Consider the following 22,414-nt stretch of genomic DNA (forward strand, 5'->3'; position numbering starts at 1 on the left):
GGTAAAAATAACCAAAATCACGGGCACAAGCTTACTACTGGCGCCCCCTATGTGTGCACTCTTATGGTGATTTCCATAAGAGCATGAAACGTGAGGCCCTCTATTCTACGTCACTCGTTTTTATAGGGTCTTGCGTAAGCGTGTTTTTCTCTCATCGAACACGCCCCTCTAAGCCTGTCGACAGCTCTAAAAACCTAAACACTCTTTTCTAATAGAATAAAAGACTATTGTAAGCTCCTAAAACATAAAATCAGACGGCTATAATTGACAAAACACCTACCTATCTCTAAGCTTTTGCCGCAAATGTAATGACGCCGATTTGTACCCAGATTGCGGGCGTCCACCAAGTTTCCAACTCGGTGAAGTGCAGCTAAAAGGGTGTGTCCAGCGTTGATGGCCGCCCATTAGGGTGGCCTTTTTTGTTTCTCATTCGCTGCTGGCCCGCCCTACACTGACCCGCCCAATGCTTGCGCCCCGCACTCCGTCTTCGGCCTACCGTTAAGGCAGACGCTATGATTGAACTTAGCAACGTCAGTAAAACCTATTTCAGCAACAACAAAGGCAACGGCTCCAATGCCATCCATGCGCTTAAAGAAGCCAACCTCATCGTCCCCAAAGGCACCATTCACGGCGTCATTGGCCTGTCTGGCGCGGGGAAATCGACGCTAATTCGCTGCGTTAATCTGCTAGAGCGCCCCACGAGTGGCACCGTGACAGTGGATGGACAGGAAATGACAAGCCTGAGTAACGCAGCCCTTAACCGGGCGCGTCACCGCATCGGTATGATTTTTCAGCACTTCAATTTGCTAACCACGCGCTCGGTCTTCGATAACGTTGCCCTACCGCTTGAGCTGATGGGACAAAAACGCCATACCGTTCGCGAACGCGTTATTCCACTGCTCGAAATGGTTGGTCTGGCAGATAAAGCGGATCAGTACCCCGCCCAACTTTCGGGCGGCCAGAAACAGCGCGTTGCGATTGCTCGGGCACTGGCCAGCAAACCGCAGGTATTGTTGTGCGATGAAGCCACCTCAGCGCTGGATCCACAAACCACCAGCTCTATATTAGAACTGCTGCGTGACATTAATCATCAATTGGGGATCACCATTCTACTGATCACCCACGAGATGGAAGTGGTGAAATCGATCTGCCACCGCGTCAGCCTGATCTCAGATGGCGAATTGGTGGAGGATTCTGAAGTCGGCGACTTCTTTACTGCCCCCCGCACCCAGCTTGGCCGTGAGTTTCTCAACGACTTTCTTCAGCTGACGCCACCTAAAGAACTGATAGAAAGGCTCGTTGGTACCCCTGGGAACAATACACACCCGGTGGTACGCCTAACGTTTTCTGGCGACGCAGTTTCCACACCGCTGATTTCGCGCCTAGCTCGCGAGTGCGGAGTCGATGTCAGCATTTTGCAAGCCAAGGTAGAGTCGATCCAGGAACGCACTTTGGGGCTGATGATCGCTGAGCTGCTGGGCACGCCGACGCAAACTCAGCAAGCCATGACCTATCTTGAATCTCATCAACTACAGGTAGAGGTACTCGGCCATGTCCAGCGCAATGATTGATCTTATCTTACAGGCCACGTTGGATACCCTTTATATGGTGGCCGTTTCAGGGCTTATTTCCACCTTAGTGGGCCTACCGCTTGGCGTGATGCTGTATGTCACCCGCCCACGCCAAATATTGGCGAAGCCGGTGCTCAATCAATTGCTGAGCATTATTACCAACATTGGCCGCTCTATTCCGTTCATTATTTTGATGGTGGCCATTATTCCTTTTACGCGCATGTTGGTGGGCACCTCAATTGGTATTAACGCCGCGTCAGTGCCGCTTACTATTGCTGCCATTCCGTTTGTTGCTCGGCTGGTAGAAGCAGCGCTGAATGAAATTTCGCCAGGATTAATTGAGGCCGCCCAAGCCATGGGGGCAACGCCGTGGCAGATCATTTGCAAAGTGCTAATCCCAGAAGCCCGTGGCGGAATCATGACTGGCTTAACGATTACCGCCGTCACGCTGGTCAGTTACTCCGCCATGGCGGGTGCCGTCGGTGGCGGCGGCCTAGGCGACTTGGGCATTCGCTACGGCTACAACCGCTTCAACCCCACCATCATGCTGATTACGGTAGTGATTCTGGTTGTTATGGTGCAAGGCTTCCAAAGCCTGGGTGACTACTTGGTGCGCAAGAGTGATCGTAAATAAAAGCGGCCAACGGAGTAATCCAATATAACCAAAACGCATTAGACAACTGCTTCTTATTACCGCATCATTGAACCATTACGTACAACGTTACTGGAGAGACCTCATGCAAAAACTCATTATTGGTAGTCTTACCGCATTAGCCCTTGCGGTTAACGTCGCTAACGCTGAAACGCGCAGCATCAAGATGGGTACCGTTGCCGGCCCTGAAACCGAGGTAATGGAAGTGGCAGCGCGCATTGCCAAAGAAGAGTATGACCTGGATGTCGAAATCATTGAGTTCACTGATTACGTCACGCCCAATGCTGCTCTGGCCGACGGCAGCCTGGATGCCAACGCCTACCAGCACGAGCCCTACTTGCAGTCGATGGTAGAAGATCGCGGCTATGACCTGGCAATTGCTGGTTACACCTTCGTTTACCCAATCGGCGCTTACTCAGAAAAATACGACAGCATCGACGATCTACCTGACGGTGCACAAATCGCGCTGCCCAACGATCCTTCCAACGAAGGCCGCGCGTTGATCCTGATGCACAACGAAGGACTGATCACCCTTAACGACCCAGAGTTTCTGGAATCAACACCTATTGATATCGCTGAAAATCCCCGCGACTTCCGTTTCCGCGAAATTGAGGCTGCCCAGCTTCCTCGCGTACTGCCTGATGTCGATATGGCGTTCATCAATAATACCTTCGCGCAGCCTGCGGGCCTGAGCCTGGACGACGCCTTGATCAAAGAAGGCCCTGAATCTCCGTATGTTAACTTGATCGCCGTACGTGGCGGTGACGAAGAGCGCGAAGAGATTCGCCAACTGGTCGACGCTTATCAGCGTGATGAAGTGATTGAAAAAGCGGAAGAGCTATTTAAAGGTGCTGCGGTACCTGGCTGGACCGAGTAAAACCGCAAATTAGCCATCAATAGATGACATCAGGCCGACACGCATAGGCACCTCTATGCAAAAAGTGTCGGCCTGATGCGTTAGTAGCAAGAGAGGTCTCATGCAAAACAACGTTGACTATCCACTCCTCAATCGCCAGCTCGAAGCGCTGCTTGACACGCGTGACTGGCTCACCAACAGCGCCCAAACGTGTGCTTTTATTCAGCAGCAGCTCAGCGACCTTAACTGGGTCGGCTTTTATCTCCAGCGCCAGCCTGACGTCTTGGGCCTGGGCCCGTTCCAAGGGCAGCCTGCCTGCCACCCGATCCCATTCAGCAAAGGCGTATGCGGTGCCGCTGCACGCCAGCAAATCACCCAGCGAGTCGACGATGTGCATGCGGTGGCTGACCATATTGCCTGCGACGCCAACTCACGCTCCGAGCTGGTAGTACCCATTGTGGCCAACGGCACTCTTTGGGGGGTTCTTGATCTGGACAGCCCTCTCCATGCGCGCTTTACCTCACAAGACCAAGCAGGCATTGAAGCCCTAGTCGCCACCTTTATACGTCAGACAGAGCTGCCCGACTTAATTGAACGCTAGCGGCTTCATAAAACGCTAACAACGCCCATACGAAAACACCCCGAGCAATAAATGCCGGGGTGTTTTGATAATAGCTGGTAGGACCAGGCGGATTTGAACCGCCGACCTCCACGATGTCAACGTGGCGCTCTAACCAACTGAGCTATGGTCCTAGAAATTGGGGCTGGCTAGCGACTGGTAGGACCAGGCGGATTTGAACCGCCGACCTCCACGATGTCAACGTGGCGCTCTAACCAACTGAGCTATGGTCCTATTGCGCGCTGAAACAGATGGCGCTAGCTAAGCAACGGATGCGTATTTTACGCATTCATCACTGAATTGCAAGCTATTTTACACCACTAACGAATGCGCCTTGAGCTGCTCAACGGGATACAGGTCGTCATTTATAGCGCATTTCTATCTTTATAATCCTTATAGCGCTAGGCTGGGTATTTTAATATTCTTGATATTCATTAAGGGTGATTGATCATGCTGGGTATTTTGCTAGGAAGCATAGCCATCGTGTTATTAATAGCGACACTGATTGCGCGCATAGAATTACACTGGTGGTGGATCCGCAGCTTTGAATTTCCACGCTTGCAGATTGCTTGTCTGGCGCTAATCACCTGGCTTTTAGCTGCTGTCCTGCTGGAAGGGGGGGCATGGCAGTGGGTAACACTACTTGCGTCAGGCATCACTTTTCTGATTCAAGGCTACTACATTATGCCTTTCACTCGCCTATGGCCTATACAGGTTAAAACAGCGAAGAGTAACGACGACGATAAAACCATTACCCTGCTGATTGCTAACGTGCTGACGCCTAACCGGCAAGCTCAACCGTTAATTGATATGATCAAACAGCACCAGCCTGACATCGTATTAACGCTAGAGTCTGACCAGTGGTGGCAAGACCAATTGGATCCCGCGTTAGCTGAGCAATGGCCCAATAGCGTTAAAATCCCGCTAGACAACCTTTACGGCATGCACCTCTATTCTCATCTTGAGCTTACCGACACTTCCGTCGAATGGTTGATTCAAGATGACATCCCGTCTATTCATACCAGAGTAACACTGGCTAACGGCGACTCTATTCGCCTATTTGCCCTGCACCCTCGCCCGCCAGCACCCAGCGAGAGTGAAAAATCCCTTTGGCGCGATGCAGAGCTATTGTTGGTAGGCAAACGTATTCATGAAGACCCCCAACCGACGCTAGTCGCTGGCGACCTCAACGACGTGGCATGGTCACGCACAACACGCCTGTTTTGTCGTGTTGGCGGCATGCTCGACCCACGCCGAGGACGCGGGTTGTTCAGCACCTTCCACGCCAAATACCCGATATTGCGCTGGCCTCTGGACCATATTTTTGTGACCGAACACTTCACGCTGGTGGGTATGCAGCGGCTGAAATATTTCGGTTCTGATCATTTTCCTATGTTGGCAACGTTTTGCTATCGCCCTTCGCGCAAAAATGAAGCAGAAACCCCAGAGGCCAGTACGGAAGAGCGAAGTGAGGCCAGCGAAACAATCCAAGAAGGTAAAATTGAAAAACAAGAGACCTGATCGCTGGCTTACTTGCATTGCTTACTCGGGGACGCCTCCCTGGGTAAGCACGGTTGGGTCTAGCAACCGCTCTAACGTTTCGCGATCCAGGTCGGTCCTCTCCTCGGCGACATCAATAATCGCCCGCCCGGCTTGATAAGCTTCTTTAGCAATCGCCGCGGCAGCGTTATAACCAATCACGCCATTTAATGCCGTTACCAAAATAGGATTTTTTGCTAGCGGGCCTTTTACATTCTCTTCACGCACTTTAAAGGTCGCAATTGCTCTATCCGCTAGCAGCCGGGCAGTATTACTCATCAGGCTAATGGAGGTAAGCAGATTGGAAGCGACCAGCGGCAACATCACGTTCAACTGAAAATTACCGCTTTGCCCGGCAACCGTAATGGCCGTATCCAGGCCTATCACTTGCGCGGCAGCTTGAGCGGCTGATTCTGGAATCACCGGATTAACTTTGCCTGGCATAATGGAGCTACCGGGCTGCAGTGCCTCAAGTTCAATTTCCCCAAGCCCTGCCAGTGGGCCAGAGTTCATCCAGCGCAAATCATTGGCAATTTTCATGATTACACAGGCGAGCCCTTTCAGTTGCCCCGACAGCTCTACCGCCGCATCTTGTGACGAAAGGCTGGCAAAAAAGCTGTCATTGGGTGTGAACATTAACCCGGTCTGTTCACTAAGCTCTTGAGCAACCTGCTCAGCAAAACCGGCTGGCGCGTTAACACCGGTACCTACAGCGGTCCCGCCTTGCGCTAATCTGCAGAGCCTCTTCATTGCGCTGTCAAAACGCTCTACGGCCTGATTAATCTGGCTCGACCAGGCGCCTAGCTCTTGATCCATGCGCAGCGGCATAGCGTCCATAAGATGCGTACGGCCGGTTTTTACCACATGGCTTAGTTCGCTCGCGCGCTGATCAATAGTATCGCGCAGATGAACAAGGGCTGGACGCAGCGATTCGTGAACGGCAATGGCCGCCGAAAGATGGATTGCCGTTGGGATTACATCATTACTCGACTGCCCCATATTAACGTGATCGTTCGGGGTTACCTCAACGCCCTCACGGCTCGCTAAGGTCGCCAACACCTCGTTGACGTTCATATTGGTGGAAGTGCCCGAACCGGTTTGAAAAACATCGATGGGGAAATGCTGGTCATGCTTGCCGGTTAATACGTCACGAGCCGCTTTTTGGATAGCTTCGCCACGTGCGCTATCTAACCCTCCCAGGGTTTGGTTTGCGCGTGCTGCGGCTAGTTTGATGCGGGTGACCGCATGAATAAAAGCGGTCGGCATAGGCGTATGGGAAACAGGAAAGTTATTGATTGCCCGCTGTGTCTGCGCGCCGTAGAGGGCATCGAAAGGCACTTCCAGTTCGCCCATGCTGTCGCGTTCCATCCGTGTTGCCATTGCTCTTACTCCCATCAGTGAGATTAATAGTGCTGCTTATCTGAGCGCATACTCTCTCTTTCGTTCGCCAGCATAAAACTGCATCGACTCCCTTTAAGCTAGCTGGCTGGGCCATGCGGGTAAACATGACCTTGCCCACATACACTTATTTGCCTCTATTCTAAGATGCCTAAAGCCAGATGTTGCACTGCACAAAAACAGTTGCTATGCTGCATCGCAAGATAGCTTAAAAAGCTACCCAATCAATAAGCAGCGCCAACCTCTGGATAGCTGCTTTTGGCAAGACTAGACCCAGGAGGGTATGACGATGCGTACTTTAAACACTAACGAAATGACTCAGCAATTTGACAACATGTTTATGGCGCCAGTACGCGCTTATATGGCATTAAGCATCGATTACAGCGAAAAAATGGTCAATGCTCAAATGGATGCCAGCAAAGCATATTTCGACACAGGCGTTGCGCAGATGCGCCAGATGATGGATGTCAAAGATGCAGAAGGTCTGCGTAGTTACATGGAAGGCCAGCAGAAAGTTGCTAAAGACCTAGCCGAGCGCGCTAAAGGCGACGCAGATAAAGTTGTATCGCTACAGCAGGACTTTATGCAGAAAAGCCAAAAGATTACTGAAGATAACGTCAAGCAGGCGCAAACTGCCGCTAGCAAAATGACGAAAACTGCCTAAACTCAAAAAGGTTTACGTGGGCCGCATGCGCTTTTAAGCGCAGCGGCAATAAACGCCACCGCTGGCTCTGCCAGCGGTGGCGTTTTGGTTACAGCCTTAGCAGTGCGTTTTAACAATGACTTCACCAATTGAGTGCAGATTTCACAAACGGAATGGTTAGTTTGCGCTTGGCCGATAAAGACGCTTTATCGAGTGTTTCCACAGCGCGACACAACTCACCTAGCTCACGCGGGCCGCGATGCAAAATATAGCGCCCGACGTCATCGGGTAGCTGCATTCCTCTCACGCTGGCGCGCAGCTTTAAAGCTGCCAAACGCTCTTCATCGTTCTCTAATGGGTGCACATGGAAGGTTACCCCCCAAGTCAAACGCGAGGCCAAATCGGGCAGTACCACATTTAACTGGCGGGGCGAGGCGCTTGCCGTGATCACCAGTTTTTTACCGGCATCACGCAGCCGATTAAAGGCGTGAAATAGCGCCTCCTCCCAGCGTTTACGTCCAATCACGCACTCCAGATCGTCAATCGCCACGAGATCTAAGCGCTCAATGTCTTCGAGCATTAACGGCGGAAAATGGCCTAAATCACCCAGCGGCAAATAGAGCGCACGCTTATCAGCATCCGATGCGGCATGACAGGCTGCTTGGAGCAGATGGCTACGGCCAACGCCCGGCGCCCCCCAGAGGTAAAGAAACTGTTCACCCTCGGGGTTTAACTGCTGGGTAATGTGCTCTAACAGCGGCGCGTTCGCTCGCGCCGCGTAATAGTTATCGAAAGTAGCATCGTCACGCAGCCCAATTCCTAGTGGAAGCTGTGCCGGTACTCGGCTCATGGGGACTCCCCTAAATCTTTACGACGTTGCTCATCACGGTTCGGCTCATCATGGTATGAAGAACTGACTTCAATGATACTGTTATGTTTGTCGGTGTTATTTTCGTCGTACAGCTCACTGTGCTGATAGCGAACTTTAACCTCTTTCAGTAGCACCAGAATAACCGCTGCCACCGGCAGTGCTAGCAATACGCCTGTCAATCCAAACAGGTTGCCGCCTGCCAACACGGCGAATATAACCGCAACCGGGTGAAGGCCAATTTTATCGCCTAATAACTTAGGTTGCAGAATGACGCTCTCTGCCATTTGACCAATACTGAATACCAGGATAACGCCCAATACTGCCCACCAAGTCGCGAATTGAAAAAGAGCTACAACGAGGGCGATGATTAAGCCAACAATAAAGCCCAAGAACGGCACGATACTGACCAGACCCGACACAAAACCAATGAGTAGACCAAAATTCAGCCCCATCAACGTCAAACCAACCGCGTAAATAATCCCTAAACACAGCATGACTAACAGCTGTCCGCGCAAGAACGAGGAGAGCACTTCATCGCAGCGGCGCGCCAAGCGAAAAGTATCATCTGCCCACTGACGCGGAATCAGGTTGGCAATGTTATCGAGCAGCCGATCCCAATCCAGAAGCAAATAAAAGGTCACAACGGGGATCAGCGCCACATAGGTAATCCAGGATACAAACGCCATACCGGAACGGCCAATTTGGCCTAATGCCTGGGCTAAATATCCTCCTGCATCACGCCAATTTTCGGCCAGTGTTTCTCTGACATTGGTTAATTCTGTCGTTACATCGTAGCCAGTCCACTCCTGAACTTGCGGAGCGAGTATATTTTCTACCCAGTTGAAGACGCTCGGAATAGCCTCTCCCAGCTGTTTAAGCTGTTGCACCAACAGTGGAATTAATATGAGTAAACTGACGACGAGAACGATGAGTAACACCAAAAATACGCCACTCACCGCTAATAGGCGATTCATTCCCCAGCGTTGGAACTGGTCCGCTAGCGGATCGGCCAGATAAGCGAGAATCATCCCAGCAATAAAAGGCATCAGTACTGCATCTAGCAAATAAATCAAACCGCCGATCACCACTAAAAACAGGACACCCCACCAAGAATTCCGCATAGTTCCCTCTCAAACGTGGATTTAATCCAACTATTTTCATTAAACGCTACTATTTTTACTTACCACTACTATGCCGCATATGAACAAAAGCTGCTCGTATGCTTTTCATCATGTGTCACAGCGGTGCGACCTGGGCCGCTGAGTGTTACAATCCGCCAAAGTTAAGCCCAGCTCTGGCCTTGTCGCCAGCACTACCAGCACCGCTAATTGCTTCACAGGATCTGTCATGACCGAGACCTCCTCTTCTTCGGCTACTCCTTCCCTCAGCTATAAGGACGCAGGCGTCGATATTGATGCCGGTAATGCCCTGGTTGACCGCATCAAACACGTTGCCAAACGCACTACTCGCCCAGAAGTAATGGGCGGGCTGGGCGGTTTTGGCGCGCTGTGTGAAATTCCAGCAGGCTATCGGCAACCCGTTTTAGTCTCGGGAACCGATGGCGTCGGCACCAAACTGCGCCTAGCGATGGATCTTGGCAAACACGACACGATTGGTATTGATTTAGTCGCTATGTGTGTCAACGATTTGATCGTGGCGGGTGCCGAACCGCTACTGTTTCTTGACTACTATGCCACGGGCAAGCTCGATGTGGATATTGCCGCTGATGTTGTCACCGGTATTGGTGCTGGCTGCGAGCTGGCTGGATGCGCTCTAGTAGGCGGCGAAACCGCGGAAATGCCGGGCATGTACAAAGGCAGCGATTACGATTTAGCTGGCTTTTGCGTCGGTGTTGTTGAAAAAGCAGACATCTTAGATGGTAGTAAAGTGGCCGAAGGCGACGTGATTCTGGGGCTGGCATCATCAGGACCTCACTCCAACGGTTACTCGCTGATTCGTAAAATACTCGACGTCAGCAACGCTTCGCTAGACACAGACATTGACGGCAAGTCTCTCGGTGATGCGCTAATGGCGCCTACTCGCATCTATGTAAAATCTCTGCTCTCTTTAATGCGCGGCAGCGATATTGCGGTACATGCCCTATCGCATATTACCGGTGGCGGGCTGCTTGAAAATATTCCCCGCGTACTGCCTGATAATCTCGCGGCGCATATTGATATTGCCAGCTGGGAGCGCCCTGCCGTGTTCGATTGGCTCCAGGCCCAGGGCAATGTCAATGAAACCGAAATGCATCGTGTGCTTAATTGCGGTATTGGCATGGTTGTCGTGGTCTCCCAACAGCAAGCTGAGCAGGCAACAGCTCACTTGGAAGCCGAAGGCGAAACTGTTTACCGCCTAGGACAGATCGTTGAGCGCCAAGAGGAAGCCGTTATTTTGGAGAACCTCTCGGCATGACCAATACGGATTATCAAAGCGATACCATTAGAGATGTGGTCCCAGACCCACTAGGCGCGCGTCGCATCGTGGTGCTGGTTTCAGGCAATGGCAGCAACCTGCAGGCGTTAATTGATGCCCAATCCCACGACCGTTTAGGAGGTGGCGAAATTGTTGCCGTCATCTCCAATATCGCTGATGCCTATGGTTTAAAACGTGCCCACGAAGCAGGTATTGAAGCGGTGGCACTGCCCCATCGCGAATATGATAGCCGTGAAGCCTACGACGGCGCCCTGATCAAGGTCATTGAGCGCCATGAGCCGGACCTTATCGTTCTGGCGGGCTTCATGCGTATATTGACACCTCGCTTTGTACAACGCTTTTTGGGCCGTATGCTAAACATTCATCCTTCGTTGCTCCCTTCTTACCAAGGCTTAAACACCCATGCCCGCGCCCTGGCAGACGGCGTTACAAGTCATGGTTGTAGCGTTCATTTCGTCACCGAAGAGCTGGACGGGGGCCCCGTAGTACTCCAGGCCGAGCTTCAGGTCAGCGCTGACGATACGGTGGAAACACTGCAAGAGAAGGTGCGCTCTCGCGAGCACCTGCTTTATCCCATTGCCGTGCAGTGGTTTTTAGAAGGCAGGCTCCAGTTCAGTCCAGAAGGTGCCAAAATGGATGGCCACCTACTACCAGAACACGGGATGCGCCTCTCCCACGCCGATGCGGCTGAAGAGCTTGATGAGGAGTTTGACGAAGAGTCGTAAGGCTAGACTGATATCGTCACAGCAAGCAGCAAAAAGCGCCTTACGGCAAAACCGTAAGGCGCTTTTTTTGGCAATGCATTTCGCAGGACTAGGTACGCGGTAGCGTAACCCCGCGCTGGCCCATATATTTTCCGCCCCGATCTTTATATGACGTTTCGCAAACCTCATCAGACTCCAAGAACAGCATCTGCGCGACGCCCTCATGGGCATAGATTTTCGCGGGCAGATTGGTGGTGTTAGAGAACTCTAAGGTAACGTGGCCTTCCCACTCAGGCTCCAGCGGCGTTACGTTAACAATAATACCGCAGCGCGCGTAGGTGGATTTACCCAGGCAGATCGTCAGCACATTACGCGGGATACGGAAGTACTCAACCGTGCGCGCCAGTGCAAATGAGTTCGGCGGAATAATGCACACATCGCCCTTAATATCGACGAAGCTTTTTTCATCAAACGCCTTCGGATCCACAATCGCTGAGTGAATATTGGTGAAGACTTTGAATTCATCAGCACAACGCACGTCATAGCCATAGCTTGAAGTACCGTAGGAAATAACGCGCTGGTCGTTCACATAGCGCACCTGTTCGGCTTCAAAAGGCTCAATCATCGCGTCGCTTTTGGCCATGCGACGAATCCAGTTATCAGATTTGATACTCATGTGTTACTTCATCACTCGCTAAAAGAAATAGTGGGGCCATCGCCTTGGTTGGCATTAACCGCTTCGGCTACTTTTTGGGCGATAGCAGCAAAGGTCTGGCTAACCGCACCCTCTGGTTCAGATATGACGCTCGGGCGACCTGAATCCGTCAATTCGCGAATAGATAGCGTCAGCGGCAGTCTTCCAAGTACTTGGGTGTCGTACTCTTGAGCAATGCTGTCGCCGCCACCGGTTCCAAAAATAGCCGCTTCATGGCCGCAATTTTCACAATGGTAAAGGCTCATGTTTTCTACCACGCCGAGCACCGGGACGTTGACCTTGCGGAACATCTCAATCCCTTTGCGGGCATCTAACAGCGCAATATCCTGGGGCGTTGTGACGATCACAGCGCCTGCCACCGGCACTTTCTGCGCCAGCGTCAGTTGGATATCACCGGTGCCTGGCGGCATGTCGATCAGCAGAAAGTCGAGATTGTCCCACTGGGTCTGCGTCAGCATCTGTTGAAACGCACCCACGACCATCGGACCACGCCATACCATCGGCTCGCGGGTGTTGACCATAAACGCCATCGACATCGCTTGTAGACCGTGTGCCTCTAGCGGCAGAAACTTATTATTGTCCGCCGCCTGAGGACGAACACCTTCTTTCACGCCGAGCATCTGTGCCTGGCTGGGTCCGTAAATATCCGCATCAAGAACACCCACGCGATACCCTTGCGCCGACAATGCTAACGCCAAGTTCACCGTGACCGTGGATTTACCCACGCCGCCTTTACCCGATGCCACTGCAATAATATGTTTAACCCCATCCATTCAATGGCACTCCTCATTTAGGCACTTAATTAACGTTGAGTGGATGATACTCCTCGGGGGCTCAATCATAAACCAGCAAACAAAAAGCGGATGCCGGTTGCCCGACATCCGCTCTCGTGTTGCTAGTCTACAGCGTTACCGCTTTTCACTATTAGCCAGCAGCGTTTTGCTGTGCTTCCTCACTACCACTATCGCTATCGTTGGCGCTCTCATCGCCATTGCTAGACGCTTCTTCTGACGAATTCTCTTGTGCAGAGCTGTCATTTGAAGAACCACTATTTGAAGAGCCATCGTCTGAAGCGCCGTCGTCTGAAGAGCTGTCTTCAGACGAACCGCTTTCTGACGAGCCACTTTCTGAACCGCTGCTCTGGGAAGAAGAAGTGGCTTCACCAGCAGACTCCTCAGCGTCGGCCAAACGGCTGTCTAGTGTGGAAAGCTCATCGCGCCATTCACCAAGCTGACTCTCTAAGCGCTCTAGTTGGCTCTCACGCTCTTCAATATCATTCTCAACGCTCGACACTTCCTCACGGCCCATCTCTAAAGCGACCATGACGTCATCGAGCTCGGTGCGCACGTCGCTCAAGCTCTGCTCTTCCTCTTCGCGAAGCGCCGTTAGCGAATCCACTTCATTTTGCAGCTCATCGCGTTCGCTAGTGATGGAATCACGCTCGCTTTTTAGTTCATCAAGCTCGCTTTGGGCAGTTGAGATTTCCTCTTCTAAACCGCTTAGCTGTTCATTTGACTGGCTAATCTGCTCTTCTAGCCCTGACAGCTCCTCTTCCATGCTGCCCAGCTCTTCAACCGCTTGTTGGCGCTGCTCCTCGGCTTCTTGACGGGCGGCTTCAGCCTCCTGACGAGCTTCTTCAGCGCTAGAACGCGCTTCTTCAACTTGCTGGAGAGTACTTTCCGCCTCATCGCGAGTGCTGATGATCTCGTCGCGCTCTTCACGCAGCGCGCTCATCTCACTGTCAGCGCTCTCTATCTGCTCATTAAGAGAGGCGATTTCTTCTTCTAGCGCATTTCGCTCGGATTCAAGTTCTTCTAACCGCGACTGCACATCGCTGACATTGGTTTGAGCACTCTCGAGCGAAGAATTGGCCTCTTGCTGCTGAGCCTCAAGAGACGCCATTTCCTCTTGCAGCGCGGCTAAATTGGTTTCAGCTTCCTCTATTTCGCTAATGCGCTGGCTCATTTGGCTGTTTTCTTGCTCAACGCTAGCGAGCTGCTCTTCTAAGCTATCGACGCGATCCTGGCGAGAGCCTGCGTTAGACTGCGCCATAATCGCCCAGACAACCGCAATAGCAGCGATCCCTGCAATCGCTTTTACTCGGTTATCTTGAAAGAGAGTTTTCATATCCGTCTTTTTAGCCGGCTCTGTCTTTTTGGCTGGCTCCGGCTTGTTGGCCGGTGTCGGGTGATCCGTATTATTTGTTTCTGACATTATGCGTTCCTCTTTGGTCTAAGCTAACGTTGGCCAAGCTAACGTAATCAATTGCATTTGTAATGCGCTAGCCGTGGATGTTCTCCCTTTCAGCATACACAGCTCACTGTATCTAGCCAGTCTGTTAGTAACAATCGTATATAAATGTTGCTGTAACGTTACCACCACCCTCTATGATAAATCACGTTAAGCTGAAGGGGGGTGTTTACCCTCATAGAAGCCTGATGCTTGTCCATTGTGCACATCAAACCAACTGAGCGTCGTGTGCAGCGACACCACACTTCCCACTATTAGCAGCGTAGGCGGTTTAATGTGGCCCGCCAAGAAAGTAGCTGGAAGCGCTGACAAACACCCAATATGAGTTTGCTGTTGGCGCGTTGTTCCTTGCTCAATCAAGGCAAGCGGTGTTTCCGGCGCTAAGCCGTGCTTAATCAACGCCTGGCTAATCACATTTACGCTACCCAACCCCATGTAAAAAACCAACGTTTGCCCAGGCCGCGCGAGCGCATCCCAATCAAGATCACACTCGCCTTGCTGCAAATGTCCGGTCACAAAGCGCACCGACTGGGCATGATCGCGATGGGTCAGCGGTATTCCCGCATACGCCGCACAGCCCGATGCCGCGGTTACTCCCGGTATAACTTCCACACTAATGTGCGCCGCCACCAGGGCCTCAAGCTCTTCGCCTCCGCGGCCAAAAATAAACGGATCGCCGCCTTTGAGGCGAACAACGCGCTTACCTTGCTGCGCCCATTTTACTAGCGCTTGGTTAATACCATCTTGAGGAACGCTGTGCTGCGAGCGCGCTTTGCCGACATAAAAACGCTTCGCTTGCGCGGGTATAAACGCAACAATCTCATCGCTGACTAAGCGGTCATATAGCACGACTTCAGCAGACTGCAGCCGCTTATATGCTTTGAGCGTTAATAGCTCGGGATCGCCGGGGCCTGCCCCCACTAAACTGACCAAGCCATATGAGCGAGACATTTGCTCTCGTGCTTCTTCCAAGAAACCACCTCAGGAATAAAAAAGTTTTTTAATATGCAAAAAAGTAATTAATTTTATCACTAAATGCCAATAACGCATCGACTATTGCTTAGAATTCAACTTTTTATATTTTATAAAATAATATGTATATTCTTAAAAAATATAAATTTTAACCATATTGCCTGAAATTACTTACATACTGATTACGTAAATAGCGCTAATCTTCACGACCAAAATTAAATTGGCATATGCTTGGAGATTCACGCATGCCCGTGAATGATATAGACGCACCCCAGCGAATCAGCGCTGACCACTTGATACCCCACATTCCTGGCGTCATCTTTCAATTACACCGCGCTCGTAACGGTCATATGCGCTTCCCCTATATAGAGGGTGGCGGTGTGGCTCTCAAACATATTGACCGAGACCTGCTCGCACAAAATGCTGGTGAGTTGGTTGAGCAATTAACGGGCAATGATCACCCCAAAATCATGTCAGCGATCGAACGTTCAGCACGCTGGATGCTGCCGCTGACGACCCGCTTTCTACTACCGTTCCCGAAAGAAAAACCTCACTGGATTGCGGTGAGCGCACGACCAAAGACGGTCGTGGATGGAGTGCAGTGGAACGGCATAATGATGGACATTAGCGACCAGGTCTCCGAGGAGCAGCGGCTTCGCAAGCTATGCGATACAGACCCGCTCACAGAGTTACCCAATCGGCGCAAATTGATGGTGCATTTAACTAATATAGCCTCACTTAGCACCCGCCATGGCACGCCGCTCTCCATCATGATGATCGATATCGATCATTTTAAACGCCTTAACGACCGCTGGGGCCATTTGCACGGTGATGACGTGCTCAAACAGTTGGCGACACAAGCGCAGTCACTACTGCGCTGTGAAGACATGATCGCCCGCCTGGGCGGAGAAGAGTTTATGGTCGTGCTGCCGCTCACATCGCTGCAGCATTGCCATACACTTGCCGACCGAATACGCCATGCCATCAGTGTGTACGACTTCGGCATGGGCGCTGGCCAGGTAACGCTAAGCATCGGAATTGCCGAATTTCGTTGTGGCGAGCCTCTTACGAGTTTGATCGAACGGGCCGACCAGGCGCTGTATAACGCCAAGGATATTGGTCGCGACTGCGTTTGCCTTCTACGCTAGTAAGAAACACCCCGCTAGAGGAGCAAAAAGATGGCAACGCTCGCTGAATCTACCTGCGAACCCTGCGGTAAAAATGCTCAGCCGCTAAACTTAGGAGAAGCCCAAGAGCGGCTAAAAAGCCTCAGCCAGTGGCAGATTGTCGAGCACGATGGCATCATGAAGCTGTCACGGAGTTTTACATTTCGCGACTTCGCCAGCGCATTGGCATTCACCCAACGCGTTGGTGATATTGCAGAGCAGGCTGGCCACCACCCCGTTATTACCACAGAGTGGGGCAAAGCCACCGTCACGTGGTGGTCTCATGCTATTAAAGGCCTGCATCTAAATGACTTCATTCTTGCCGCCAGAACCGACGAGGTAGCCGAATAAATGTTTGAGCATATTGAGCGAGTCCCAGGAGACGCCATTCTCGGGCTGATCGAAGCTTTCAAAAAAGATACCAACCCGCAAAAAGTGGATTTAGGTGTCGGTGTTTACCGTGATACCCAAGGCAATACGCCGGTAATGCGCGCTGTTAAGGAAGCAGAAGCTCGCCTGCTCAAAAACGAAACGACAAAAACCTATATCGGTTCTCACGGCGCGCCTAGCTATGGCGAAGTCGTGCTGCCCATGGTTTTTGGCGCTGATTCATCCGTCTTAAAAGCCAATCGTGCCAGCGCCACCCAATCACCAGGCGGTACCGGCGCGCTGCGCTTGGCTGCAGATTTTATTGCCACACAGCTGCCGGGTAAGGGTATCTGGGTAAGTGACCCGACATGGCCGAACCACCACGGCATTTTTACGGCAGCTGGTATTGAGCTGCACAAGTACCCTTACGTTGACCCCGACAACCGTCTCGACTTTGACGGCATGCGGTCAGCGCTGAAAAGCATTCCTGAAGGTGATGTGGTGGTGCTACACGCCTGCTGCCATAACCCTACCGGTTTTGATCTTTCCCATGACCAGTGGCAGGAAGTGCTGGAAATCGTGCGTGAACGCAAGCTGCTTCCGCTGATCGATTTCGCCTATCAAGGCTTTGGCGAAGGTCTGGATGAAGATGCTTATGGCGTGCGCCTGCTGGCAGAGAACCTTGATGAAGCGATCATCACCAGCTCATGCTCTAAAAACTTTGGTATTTACTGCGAGCGTACCGGTTGCTTGATCATGGTGGCCAAAAATAACGAGCAGATGGACAACATCCGCTCTCAAGTCGCCATCGTTGCCCGTGAGAACTACTCGAACCCGCCCGCTCACGGCGGCTCTATCGTCAGCGAAATTCTCCACGACGCCGAACTGACCGAGATGTGGCGTGAAGAACTCACCGAAATGCGTGATCGCATCAATACCCTGCGCCGCGACTTTGTGGAAGCACTGAAGCCCTACGGACTGGACGAGAAGTACGCCTGCGTTGCTGAGCAGCGTGGCATGTTCTCCTACACCGGCTTAACGCCGGAACAGGTCGATCGCCTGCGTGACGAGTTTGGTATCTACATGGTGCGCTCGGGTCGCGCCAACGTAGCGGGCTTCTCCCACGAGAATCTCCCCTACTTGGCCAAAGCGATTGCCGCTGTTAACGACTAATCGCCAAGCAGCAACGCAGTAACAAACGCCCAGGCAACGCCTGGGCGTTTTCATGTATTAGGCACTTGACCGATTAGTCAACACTTCGGCACACTCAGTATAGCCTTGTATACAACACACCATAATCAAGAGGCATAACATGGCGGCTGCCAGCACTCACTATCCGTGGTACAAAAAAGAAGACACTGACGCATTCTTCGCTCTCTTCCAAAACAACATCGCCAACTTTGTCATTATCGCCATCACCATGCTGGGCATGGGGTTTCCTGCCTCCATTGTCTATGGGCAAGTGCTGCCCGGCGCAGCGGTAGCGGTGATGGTAGGCAACTTCTACTATGCATGGAGCGCGGCAAGGCTGGCACGCAAAGAAAACCGGGCGGATGTGACAGCGCTCTCTTACGGTATCTCGACGCCGGTGATGTTCGTATTCCTGTTCGGCGTATTGCTACCCGCCAAACAGCTCACCGGCGATGCGGAAATGGCTTGGAAAGTGGCTGTTGCCGCCTGCTTTATAAGCGGTGCCATTGAAGCCGCGATTAGCGTCATTGGTCGCTGGGTGCAATACCACTTACCAAGAGCCGCTATGCTTGGCGCAGTGGCCGGCGTTGCACTGACGTTTATTGCCGGAGAAATGCTGTTTAAAACACTCGAAATGCCGATTATCGGCCTGCTGGTGTTAGCGATTATTATTGTTGGCTTAGTGGCCCGCGTCAGCATGCCCTTTAAGCTTCCAACCTCGCTATTTGCCATTATTGTCGGTACCGCCATGGCCTACTTGATTGGCGACGCTGGCACCGAACGGTTTAGCGATGCCTTTACCCACCTAGGCTTTTATCCATTACTTCCCAATCTGGCCTGGTTTGAGGGGCTGGGGCTACTGCTGACCAGCATGCTTGCAGTGCTGACCGTGGTGCTGCCCATTACACTGTATAACGCTATTGAAACCATGAACAACGTGGAAGCAATGGAGGCGGCAGGCGACAAATACGATGTGCGCGAATGCCAGGCAGTAGATGGCGCAGGCACCATGATTGGCGCGCTATTTGGCGGCGTCTTTCCAACTACGGTTTATATCGCAACGGTAGGCGCTAAATGGATGGGCGCGGGCCGGGGATACAGCCTGCTGAATGGCGCTGTATATGCCTTAGCCACCATGTTCGGTCTCATTGCTGCGCTGGCAGCAATTATTCCCGTTTCTGTAGTAGCGCCCATTCTAGTCTTTGTTGGCATGTCGATGATTGCGACCGCCTTTCAAGCCAACGACACGCGCTACTACCCTGCCGTGGCGCTGGCCATGCTGCCCTACTTTGCTAACTACGTGATGACGCGCTTTAATCGCGGGGCTGGCGAGGTAGTGACCGATATCTCAAGTGCCATCGTAGTAATGGGCCAAGGGGCCATGTTTATGGCGATCCTACTGGGCGCTATGACGGTCTCGGTGATTGATCATCAGTTTAGGCGTGCAGCCGCCTTCGCGGCAATTGCGGCGGGCTTTTCGTTTTTCGGACTAATGCACGCCCCTAAACTCTCTTTCAATGCAGCGCCAGAGTTTGTCATGGGCTACTTGGGTATGGCACTACTGTTTATGTATTTTTCCTATCAGGAAGCAGCACGCAAGCGTTAATGGATGAATCCCGCCTGCCGATGCGGGCGGGATAAAATACGCCGCATAACGAGCCATGCCATAAAGCCTGCCAGCAGATTCCCCACGGCCGCACCCGCCGCCAGCCCCCACCAACCGAAGAACTGCGAGCCCAACCATAGGCAAGGCAAATAACAAATAAACAGCCGCGCACTGGATAACAGCATGGCTCGTAATGGCCAACCTAACGCATTACCTGCCGAGACGACTAGCATGCAAACACCTAGTGCCGCATAGCTAGGCAAGAGAAAACGAATCAGCAGCGTCAGCTCGCTTTGCACATCCGGGTTGCCTGCCAACGCCATCGCTAGCCAGGGCGCTCCCAGTGCCAATACTATGCCGAGACCCAGCTGCCAAAATAGCGCGACCTTAATAGCTAACGTCATCAGCTGCTGAATTTGCCCCCAATCACCGGCACCGTAGCAACGCCCTAACCATGGCGGCAGCGACATGGTCATGGCCAGAATGACCATCAGTGAGAGTGTCTCCAAACGGCTTGCCAAGCCCCAGGCGGCCACTTCGCTTTCACCCAGGCCCGCCACAACAGAGATTACCAGCATCGCAGCCAAGGGTGGCATCAGCTGGCTGACCATGGCCGGTGCGGCAATACCCGTAAATGGCCGCCACGACTGTTTGGCCTCTTGCCACAGTCCCTGCTGAGCGGCCCACTGGCGTTTAAGTAATTTACGCGTGGTCACCAATAGACCTACTGAAAAAGCAATCGCGGTTGCCCAGGCTGCGCCAGGTAGACCCCAGCCTTCCCAATCACCAATACCAAAGATTAGCAGTGGATCGAGAACAAGGTTCACAAGACTACTCAGCACCATCATTTTGCCTGGTAGACGGGTGTCACCGTGGGCACGAAAAACGCTGTAGCTGAAATAAAGCAGTGCCCCCAACCATGCGGATAGCAGCTGAGGTGCCCAATAAATGCGGATATAGGAAAGCGTCGTTTCATCCGCGCCCAGCAGTCGAAAGATAGGCACATAAAATATCCATAATGCGATCGCCAAGAGGCCGATGACGCCGCCACCCGCCATAAGCACCAAACTGCTTAAGCGTCTCGCCCGGGCTTCTTCACCCGCCCCCAATGCCCGCGAAATAAGCGCGGCAATCGCAATACCCATCCCTACCTGAATGCCGATAATCAGAAACGACAACGGAAAGGTAAATGATTGCGCGGCCAACGGCGCAGTACCCAAACGAGCAATAAATGCGCTATCAACAAGTTGAAAACCCAATAGCGCCAACACCCCAATGGCCATAGGCCACGTTTGACGCCATAGGGTTATCGCCAACTCTTTTTGTTGCATGACAGCAGCCAAGCACTCTCTCCTTAGGTGATGGATAAATATTTATCGGTTGTAACGTAAAACGCCACCGCCCTTAAAGGGCAGTGGCGTACTTAGCGCAGTAAATTCTTACTGACGAATACCTTCAAACGTCACATATAGCTCAAGTTCGTGCATAGATTCAGGGAAGTCACTCATATTAATACCATAATCGCCCAAGGTCAGCGTAGTGCTACCTTCAAAACCAGCGCGGTAGTTGCCCCACGGGTCATCGCCTTCACCCATCAGGGTAACCGGCATTTCAATCTCTTGAGTTTCGCCGTGCAGGGTCAAATCACCGGTCAACACGCCTTCATTATCACCCGTTGACTCAAAGCCTGTAGAGGTAAAGGTCGCTGTCGGAAATTCACTGGCATTCAGGAAGTCGCCGCTCAGGATATGACGGTCACGCTCAGCATGGTTGCTGGTCAGGCTATCCACTTGGACTTCGATTTCTGCTGAAGATGCTTCAAGGTCTTCAGGATCGTAAGCGAACTGGCCCTCAAACTCTTCAAAGCTACCTAGAATGTAAGAGAAACCCAAGTGAGAAATTTTGAATTGAATAAAGGCGTGTTGGCCTTCGGTATCGATTTGGTAATCAGCTGCCTGTGCTTGGCTCAATGGTACCAGCGCTACAGCGGCGATCGCGGATGCAAATGCTGTTTTCTTGAACATATTGAATTGCTCCTTGCTTTACTTAATAGGCACCGCGGGAAGTCAATTATCTTACGCGCGATGTTTAGAAAAAGTGTAAACGGCTAACGTGATGACTTTGTTGCATTATGATCGCCAGCTCGGCTATGCGCTGGATTCAGCATACGTACCAATGTTGAATGCCGGTCTAGCCAGTGATGCTTAAACGCGGCAAGCGCGTGACCTGCCGATATAATCATCAATGCCAGAGCGCTATACCAATGTACATTACCTGCCAAGCTTGCCTGGTTGGGGAAGTCATATACCAGTGCAGGTACCTCAAACCAACCAAAGACAGTGATACCGCTTCCGTCAGCGGTCGAAATTAAGTAGCCGCTCACCATGACCAGCAATACAAGCACATAAAGAGCGATATGCCCCACATGGGCAGCAATAATCTCTAGGCGGCCGCCTTCTGCCGTAGGGGTTGGTTGAGCAAAGCGCCATACTAATCGCGCCAGGGTAGCAAATAGTAGCAACATACCAATCGAGCGATGTACCCATGGGCCCTGATTGTACCAGGGGTCATAATAGCCAAGGTCCGTCATCCACCAGCCCAGCGCAAACAGACCGATAATAGCCAGCGCGCTTAGCCAGTGAAACAGAATACTGATCAACCCCCACCCGCTACGACTATTACGCCACATCACTGTTTTCCCTTATTCGTCGCTACCCGTTAGCGAATACGTTAATAACGCAAGCATATCGTGTAACCGCGTTAGGAACCGCTGAAAAAAGCAGAACACATCATTCGTAAAAACCACTGTTTGAAGATAGCGTGCTGATTGAGATTGGCGCAGAAAAAAACCGGCCA

The 22,414-nt window shown here is 52.0% G+C and carries 22 protein-coding genes and 2 tRNA genes; 12 read left to right on the top strand and 12 right to left on the bottom strand.

What is annotated here, in order from left to right; all coding sequences use genetic code 11:
• Positions 1–512 precede the first annotated feature (512 nt).
• The 4 genes from ACWI0H_RS12215 (at position 513) to ACWI0H_RS12230 (ending at position 3,680) form a co-directional block, all read left to right on the top strand.
• Positions 513–1,571: a methionine ABC transporter ATP-binding protein gene (locus ACWI0H_RS12215; protein ID WP_485873560.1), complete on the top strand. Its 1,059-nt coding sequence runs from the start codon at positions 513–515 to the stop codon at positions 1,569–1,571.
• Entirely contained in the window at positions 1,552–2,205 is a 654-nt protein-coding gene (locus ACWI0H_RS12220) for a methionine ABC transporter permease (RefSeq protein WP_008956224.1), read from the top strand. The genes ACWI0H_RS12215 and ACWI0H_RS12220 overlap by 20 nt, the downstream gene beginning before the upstream one ends.
• A 103-nt stretch (positions 2,206–2,308) precedes the next feature.
• Complete coding sequence (locus ACWI0H_RS12225) at positions 2,309–3,100, top strand: MetQ/NlpA family ABC transporter substrate-binding protein (protein ID WP_008956223.1); 792 nt, start codon at positions 2,309–2,311, stop codon at positions 3,098–3,100.
• 100 nt (positions 3,101–3,200) lie between these two features.
• Positions 3,201–3,680 carry a GAF domain-containing protein gene (locus ACWI0H_RS12230; RefSeq protein ID WP_485873561.1) on the top strand — a complete coding sequence of 160 codons (480 nt, stop codon included), beginning with the start codon at positions 3,201–3,203 and terminating at the stop codon, positions 3,678–3,680.
• Positions 3,681–3,755: 75 nt separating this feature from the next.
• On the opposite strand, the gene ACWI0H_RS12235 is transcribed toward ACWI0H_RS12230, so the two are convergent.
• A tRNA-Val gene (locus ACWI0H_RS12235) sits at positions 3,756–3,832 on the bottom strand.
• A 23-nt stretch (positions 3,833–3,855) separates the two neighbouring features.
• Positions 3,856–3,932: transfer RNA gene (locus tag ACWI0H_RS12240), tRNA-Val, on the bottom strand.
• A gap of 216 nt (positions 3,933–4,148) precedes the next feature.
• On the opposite strand from ACWI0H_RS12240, the gene ACWI0H_RS12245 reads away from it, so the two are divergent.
• Complete coding sequence (locus ACWI0H_RS12245; RefSeq protein WP_485873562.1) at positions 4,149–5,219, top strand: endonuclease/exonuclease/phosphatase family protein; 1,071 nt, start codon at positions 4,149–4,151, stop codon at positions 5,217–5,219.
• Between the two features lie 21 nt (positions 5,220–5,240).
• Here the strand turns inward: ACWI0H_RS12245 and ACWI0H_RS12250 are convergent, their stop codons facing one another.
• Positions 5,241–6,617 carry a class II fumarate hydratase gene (locus ACWI0H_RS12250; RefSeq protein ID WP_485873563.1) on the bottom strand — a complete coding sequence of 459 codons (1,377 nt, stop codon included), beginning with the start codon at positions 6,615–6,617 and terminating at the stop codon, positions 5,241–5,243.
• Between the two features lie 307 nt (positions 6,618–6,924).
• On the opposite strand from ACWI0H_RS12250, the gene ACWI0H_RS12255 reads away from it, so the two are divergent.
• A complete protein-coding gene (locus ACWI0H_RS12255; RefSeq protein ID WP_485873564.1) occupies positions 6,925–7,299 on the top strand; it encodes a phasin family protein in 375 nt (124 codons plus the stop codon).
• A 121-nt stretch (positions 7,300–7,420) separates the two neighbouring features.
• Here the strand turns inward: ACWI0H_RS12255 and hda are convergent, their stop codons facing one another.
• Complete coding sequence (hda, locus tag ACWI0H_RS12260) at positions 7,421–8,128, bottom strand: DnaA regulatory inactivator Hda (RefSeq protein ID WP_485873565.1); 708 nt, start codon at positions 8,126–8,128, stop codon at positions 7,421–7,423.
• Positions 8,125–9,270 carry an AI-2E family transporter gene (locus ACWI0H_RS12265; protein WP_176303708.1) on the bottom strand — a complete coding sequence of 382 codons (1,146 nt, stop codon included), beginning with the start codon at positions 9,268–9,270 and terminating at the stop codon, positions 8,125–8,127. The genes hda and ACWI0H_RS12265 overlap by 4 nt, the downstream gene beginning before the upstream one ends.
• A gap of 226 nt (positions 9,271–9,496) precedes the next feature.
• On the opposite strand from ACWI0H_RS12265, the gene purM reads away from it, so the two are divergent.
• Together purM and purN are read left to right on the top strand one after the other, a co-directional pair.
• Positions 9,497–10,564: a phosphoribosylformylglycinamidine cyclo-ligase gene (gene purM / locus ACWI0H_RS12270; protein WP_101145438.1), complete on the top strand. Its 1,068-nt coding sequence runs from the start codon at positions 9,497–9,499 to the stop codon at positions 10,562–10,564.
• Positions 10,561–11,310 (top strand): phosphoribosylglycinamide formyltransferase, encoded by a 750-nt coding sequence (gene purN / locus ACWI0H_RS12275; protein WP_101145439.1) that lies wholly within the window; start codon positions 10,561–10,563, stop codon positions 11,308–11,310. The genes purM and purN overlap by 4 nt, the downstream gene beginning before the upstream one ends.
• An 88-nt stretch (positions 11,311–11,398) precedes the next feature.
• Here the strand turns inward: purN and dcd are convergent, their stop codons facing one another.
• The 4 genes from dcd to cobA all read right to left on the bottom strand — a co-directional run bounded on the left by dcd (position 11,399) and on the right by cobA (position 15,205).
• The gene (gene dcd, locus ACWI0H_RS12280) at positions 11,399–11,965 is read right to left on the bottom strand and encodes a dCTP deaminase (protein WP_101145440.1); all 567 of its coding nucleotides are present in this window, start codon (positions 11,963–11,965) and stop codon (positions 11,399–11,401) included.
• 11 nt (positions 11,966–11,976) lie between these two features.
• Positions 11,977–12,777 carry an iron-sulfur cluster carrier protein ApbC gene (gene apbC / locus ACWI0H_RS12285; RefSeq protein WP_485873566.1) on the bottom strand — a complete coding sequence of 267 codons (801 nt, stop codon included), beginning with the start codon at positions 12,775–12,777 and terminating at the stop codon, positions 11,977–11,979.
• A gap of 151 nt (positions 12,778–12,928) precedes the next feature.
• Positions 12,929–14,218, bottom strand: coding sequence for a coiled-coil domain-containing protein (locus ACWI0H_RS12290; RefSeq protein WP_485873567.1), 1,290 nt, complete (start codon positions 14,216–14,218; stop codon positions 12,929–12,931).
• Between the two features lie 186 nt (positions 14,219–14,404).
• A complete protein-coding gene (cobA, locus tag ACWI0H_RS12295; RefSeq protein ID WP_485873568.1) occupies positions 14,405–15,205 on the bottom strand; it encodes a uroporphyrinogen-III C-methyltransferase in 801 nt (266 codons plus the stop codon).
• A gap of 266 nt (positions 15,206–15,471) precedes the next feature.
• Here cobA and ACWI0H_RS12300 point away from each other — a divergent pair, with 266 nt between their 5' ends.
• From ACWI0H_RS12300 to ACWI0H_RS12315, 4 genes are all read left to right on the top strand, one after another.
• Complete coding sequence (locus ACWI0H_RS12300) at positions 15,472–16,374, top strand: GGDEF domain-containing protein (RefSeq protein ID WP_350359348.1); 903 nt, start codon at positions 15,472–15,474, stop codon at positions 16,372–16,374.
• A gap of 30 nt (positions 16,375–16,404) precedes the next feature.
• Entirely contained in the window at positions 16,405–16,743 is a 339-nt protein-coding gene (locus ACWI0H_RS12305) for a 4a-hydroxytetrahydrobiopterin dehydratase (protein WP_350359349.1), read from the top strand.
• Positions 16,744–17,934 carry an amino acid aminotransferase gene (locus tag ACWI0H_RS12310; RefSeq protein WP_008956208.1) on the top strand — a complete coding sequence of 397 codons (1,191 nt, stop codon included), beginning with the start codon at positions 16,744–16,746 and terminating at the stop codon, positions 17,932–17,934.
• Between the two features lie 139 nt (positions 17,935–18,073).
• Entirely contained in the window at positions 18,074–19,558 is a 1,485-nt protein-coding gene (locus ACWI0H_RS12315; protein WP_035557427.1) for a uracil permease, read from the top strand.
• Here ACWI0H_RS12315 and ACWI0H_RS12320 read toward each other — a convergent pair.
• From ACWI0H_RS12320 to ACWI0H_RS12330, 3 genes are all read right to left on the bottom strand, one after another.
• Positions 19,555–20,901 carry an MATE family efflux transporter gene (locus ACWI0H_RS12320; RefSeq protein WP_485873569.1) on the bottom strand — a complete coding sequence of 449 codons (1,347 nt, stop codon included), beginning with the start codon at positions 20,899–20,901 and terminating at the stop codon, positions 19,555–19,557. The two genes, ACWI0H_RS12315 and ACWI0H_RS12320, sit on opposite strands and share 4 nt — an antisense overlap.
• Positions 20,902–20,997: 96 nt before the next feature.
• Positions 20,998–21,582, bottom strand: coding sequence for a YceI family protein (locus ACWI0H_RS12325; protein ID WP_035557424.1), 585 nt, complete (start codon positions 21,580–21,582; stop codon positions 20,998–21,000).
• Positions 21,583–21,665: 83 nt separating this feature from the next.
• Positions 21,666–22,247, bottom strand: coding sequence for a cytochrome b (locus ACWI0H_RS12330; RefSeq protein WP_485873570.1), 582 nt, complete (start codon positions 22,245–22,247; stop codon positions 21,666–21,668).
• Positions 22,248–22,414 lie beyond the last annotated feature (167 nt).

This window comes from Halomonas sp. NYA30, assembly GCF_976980765.1.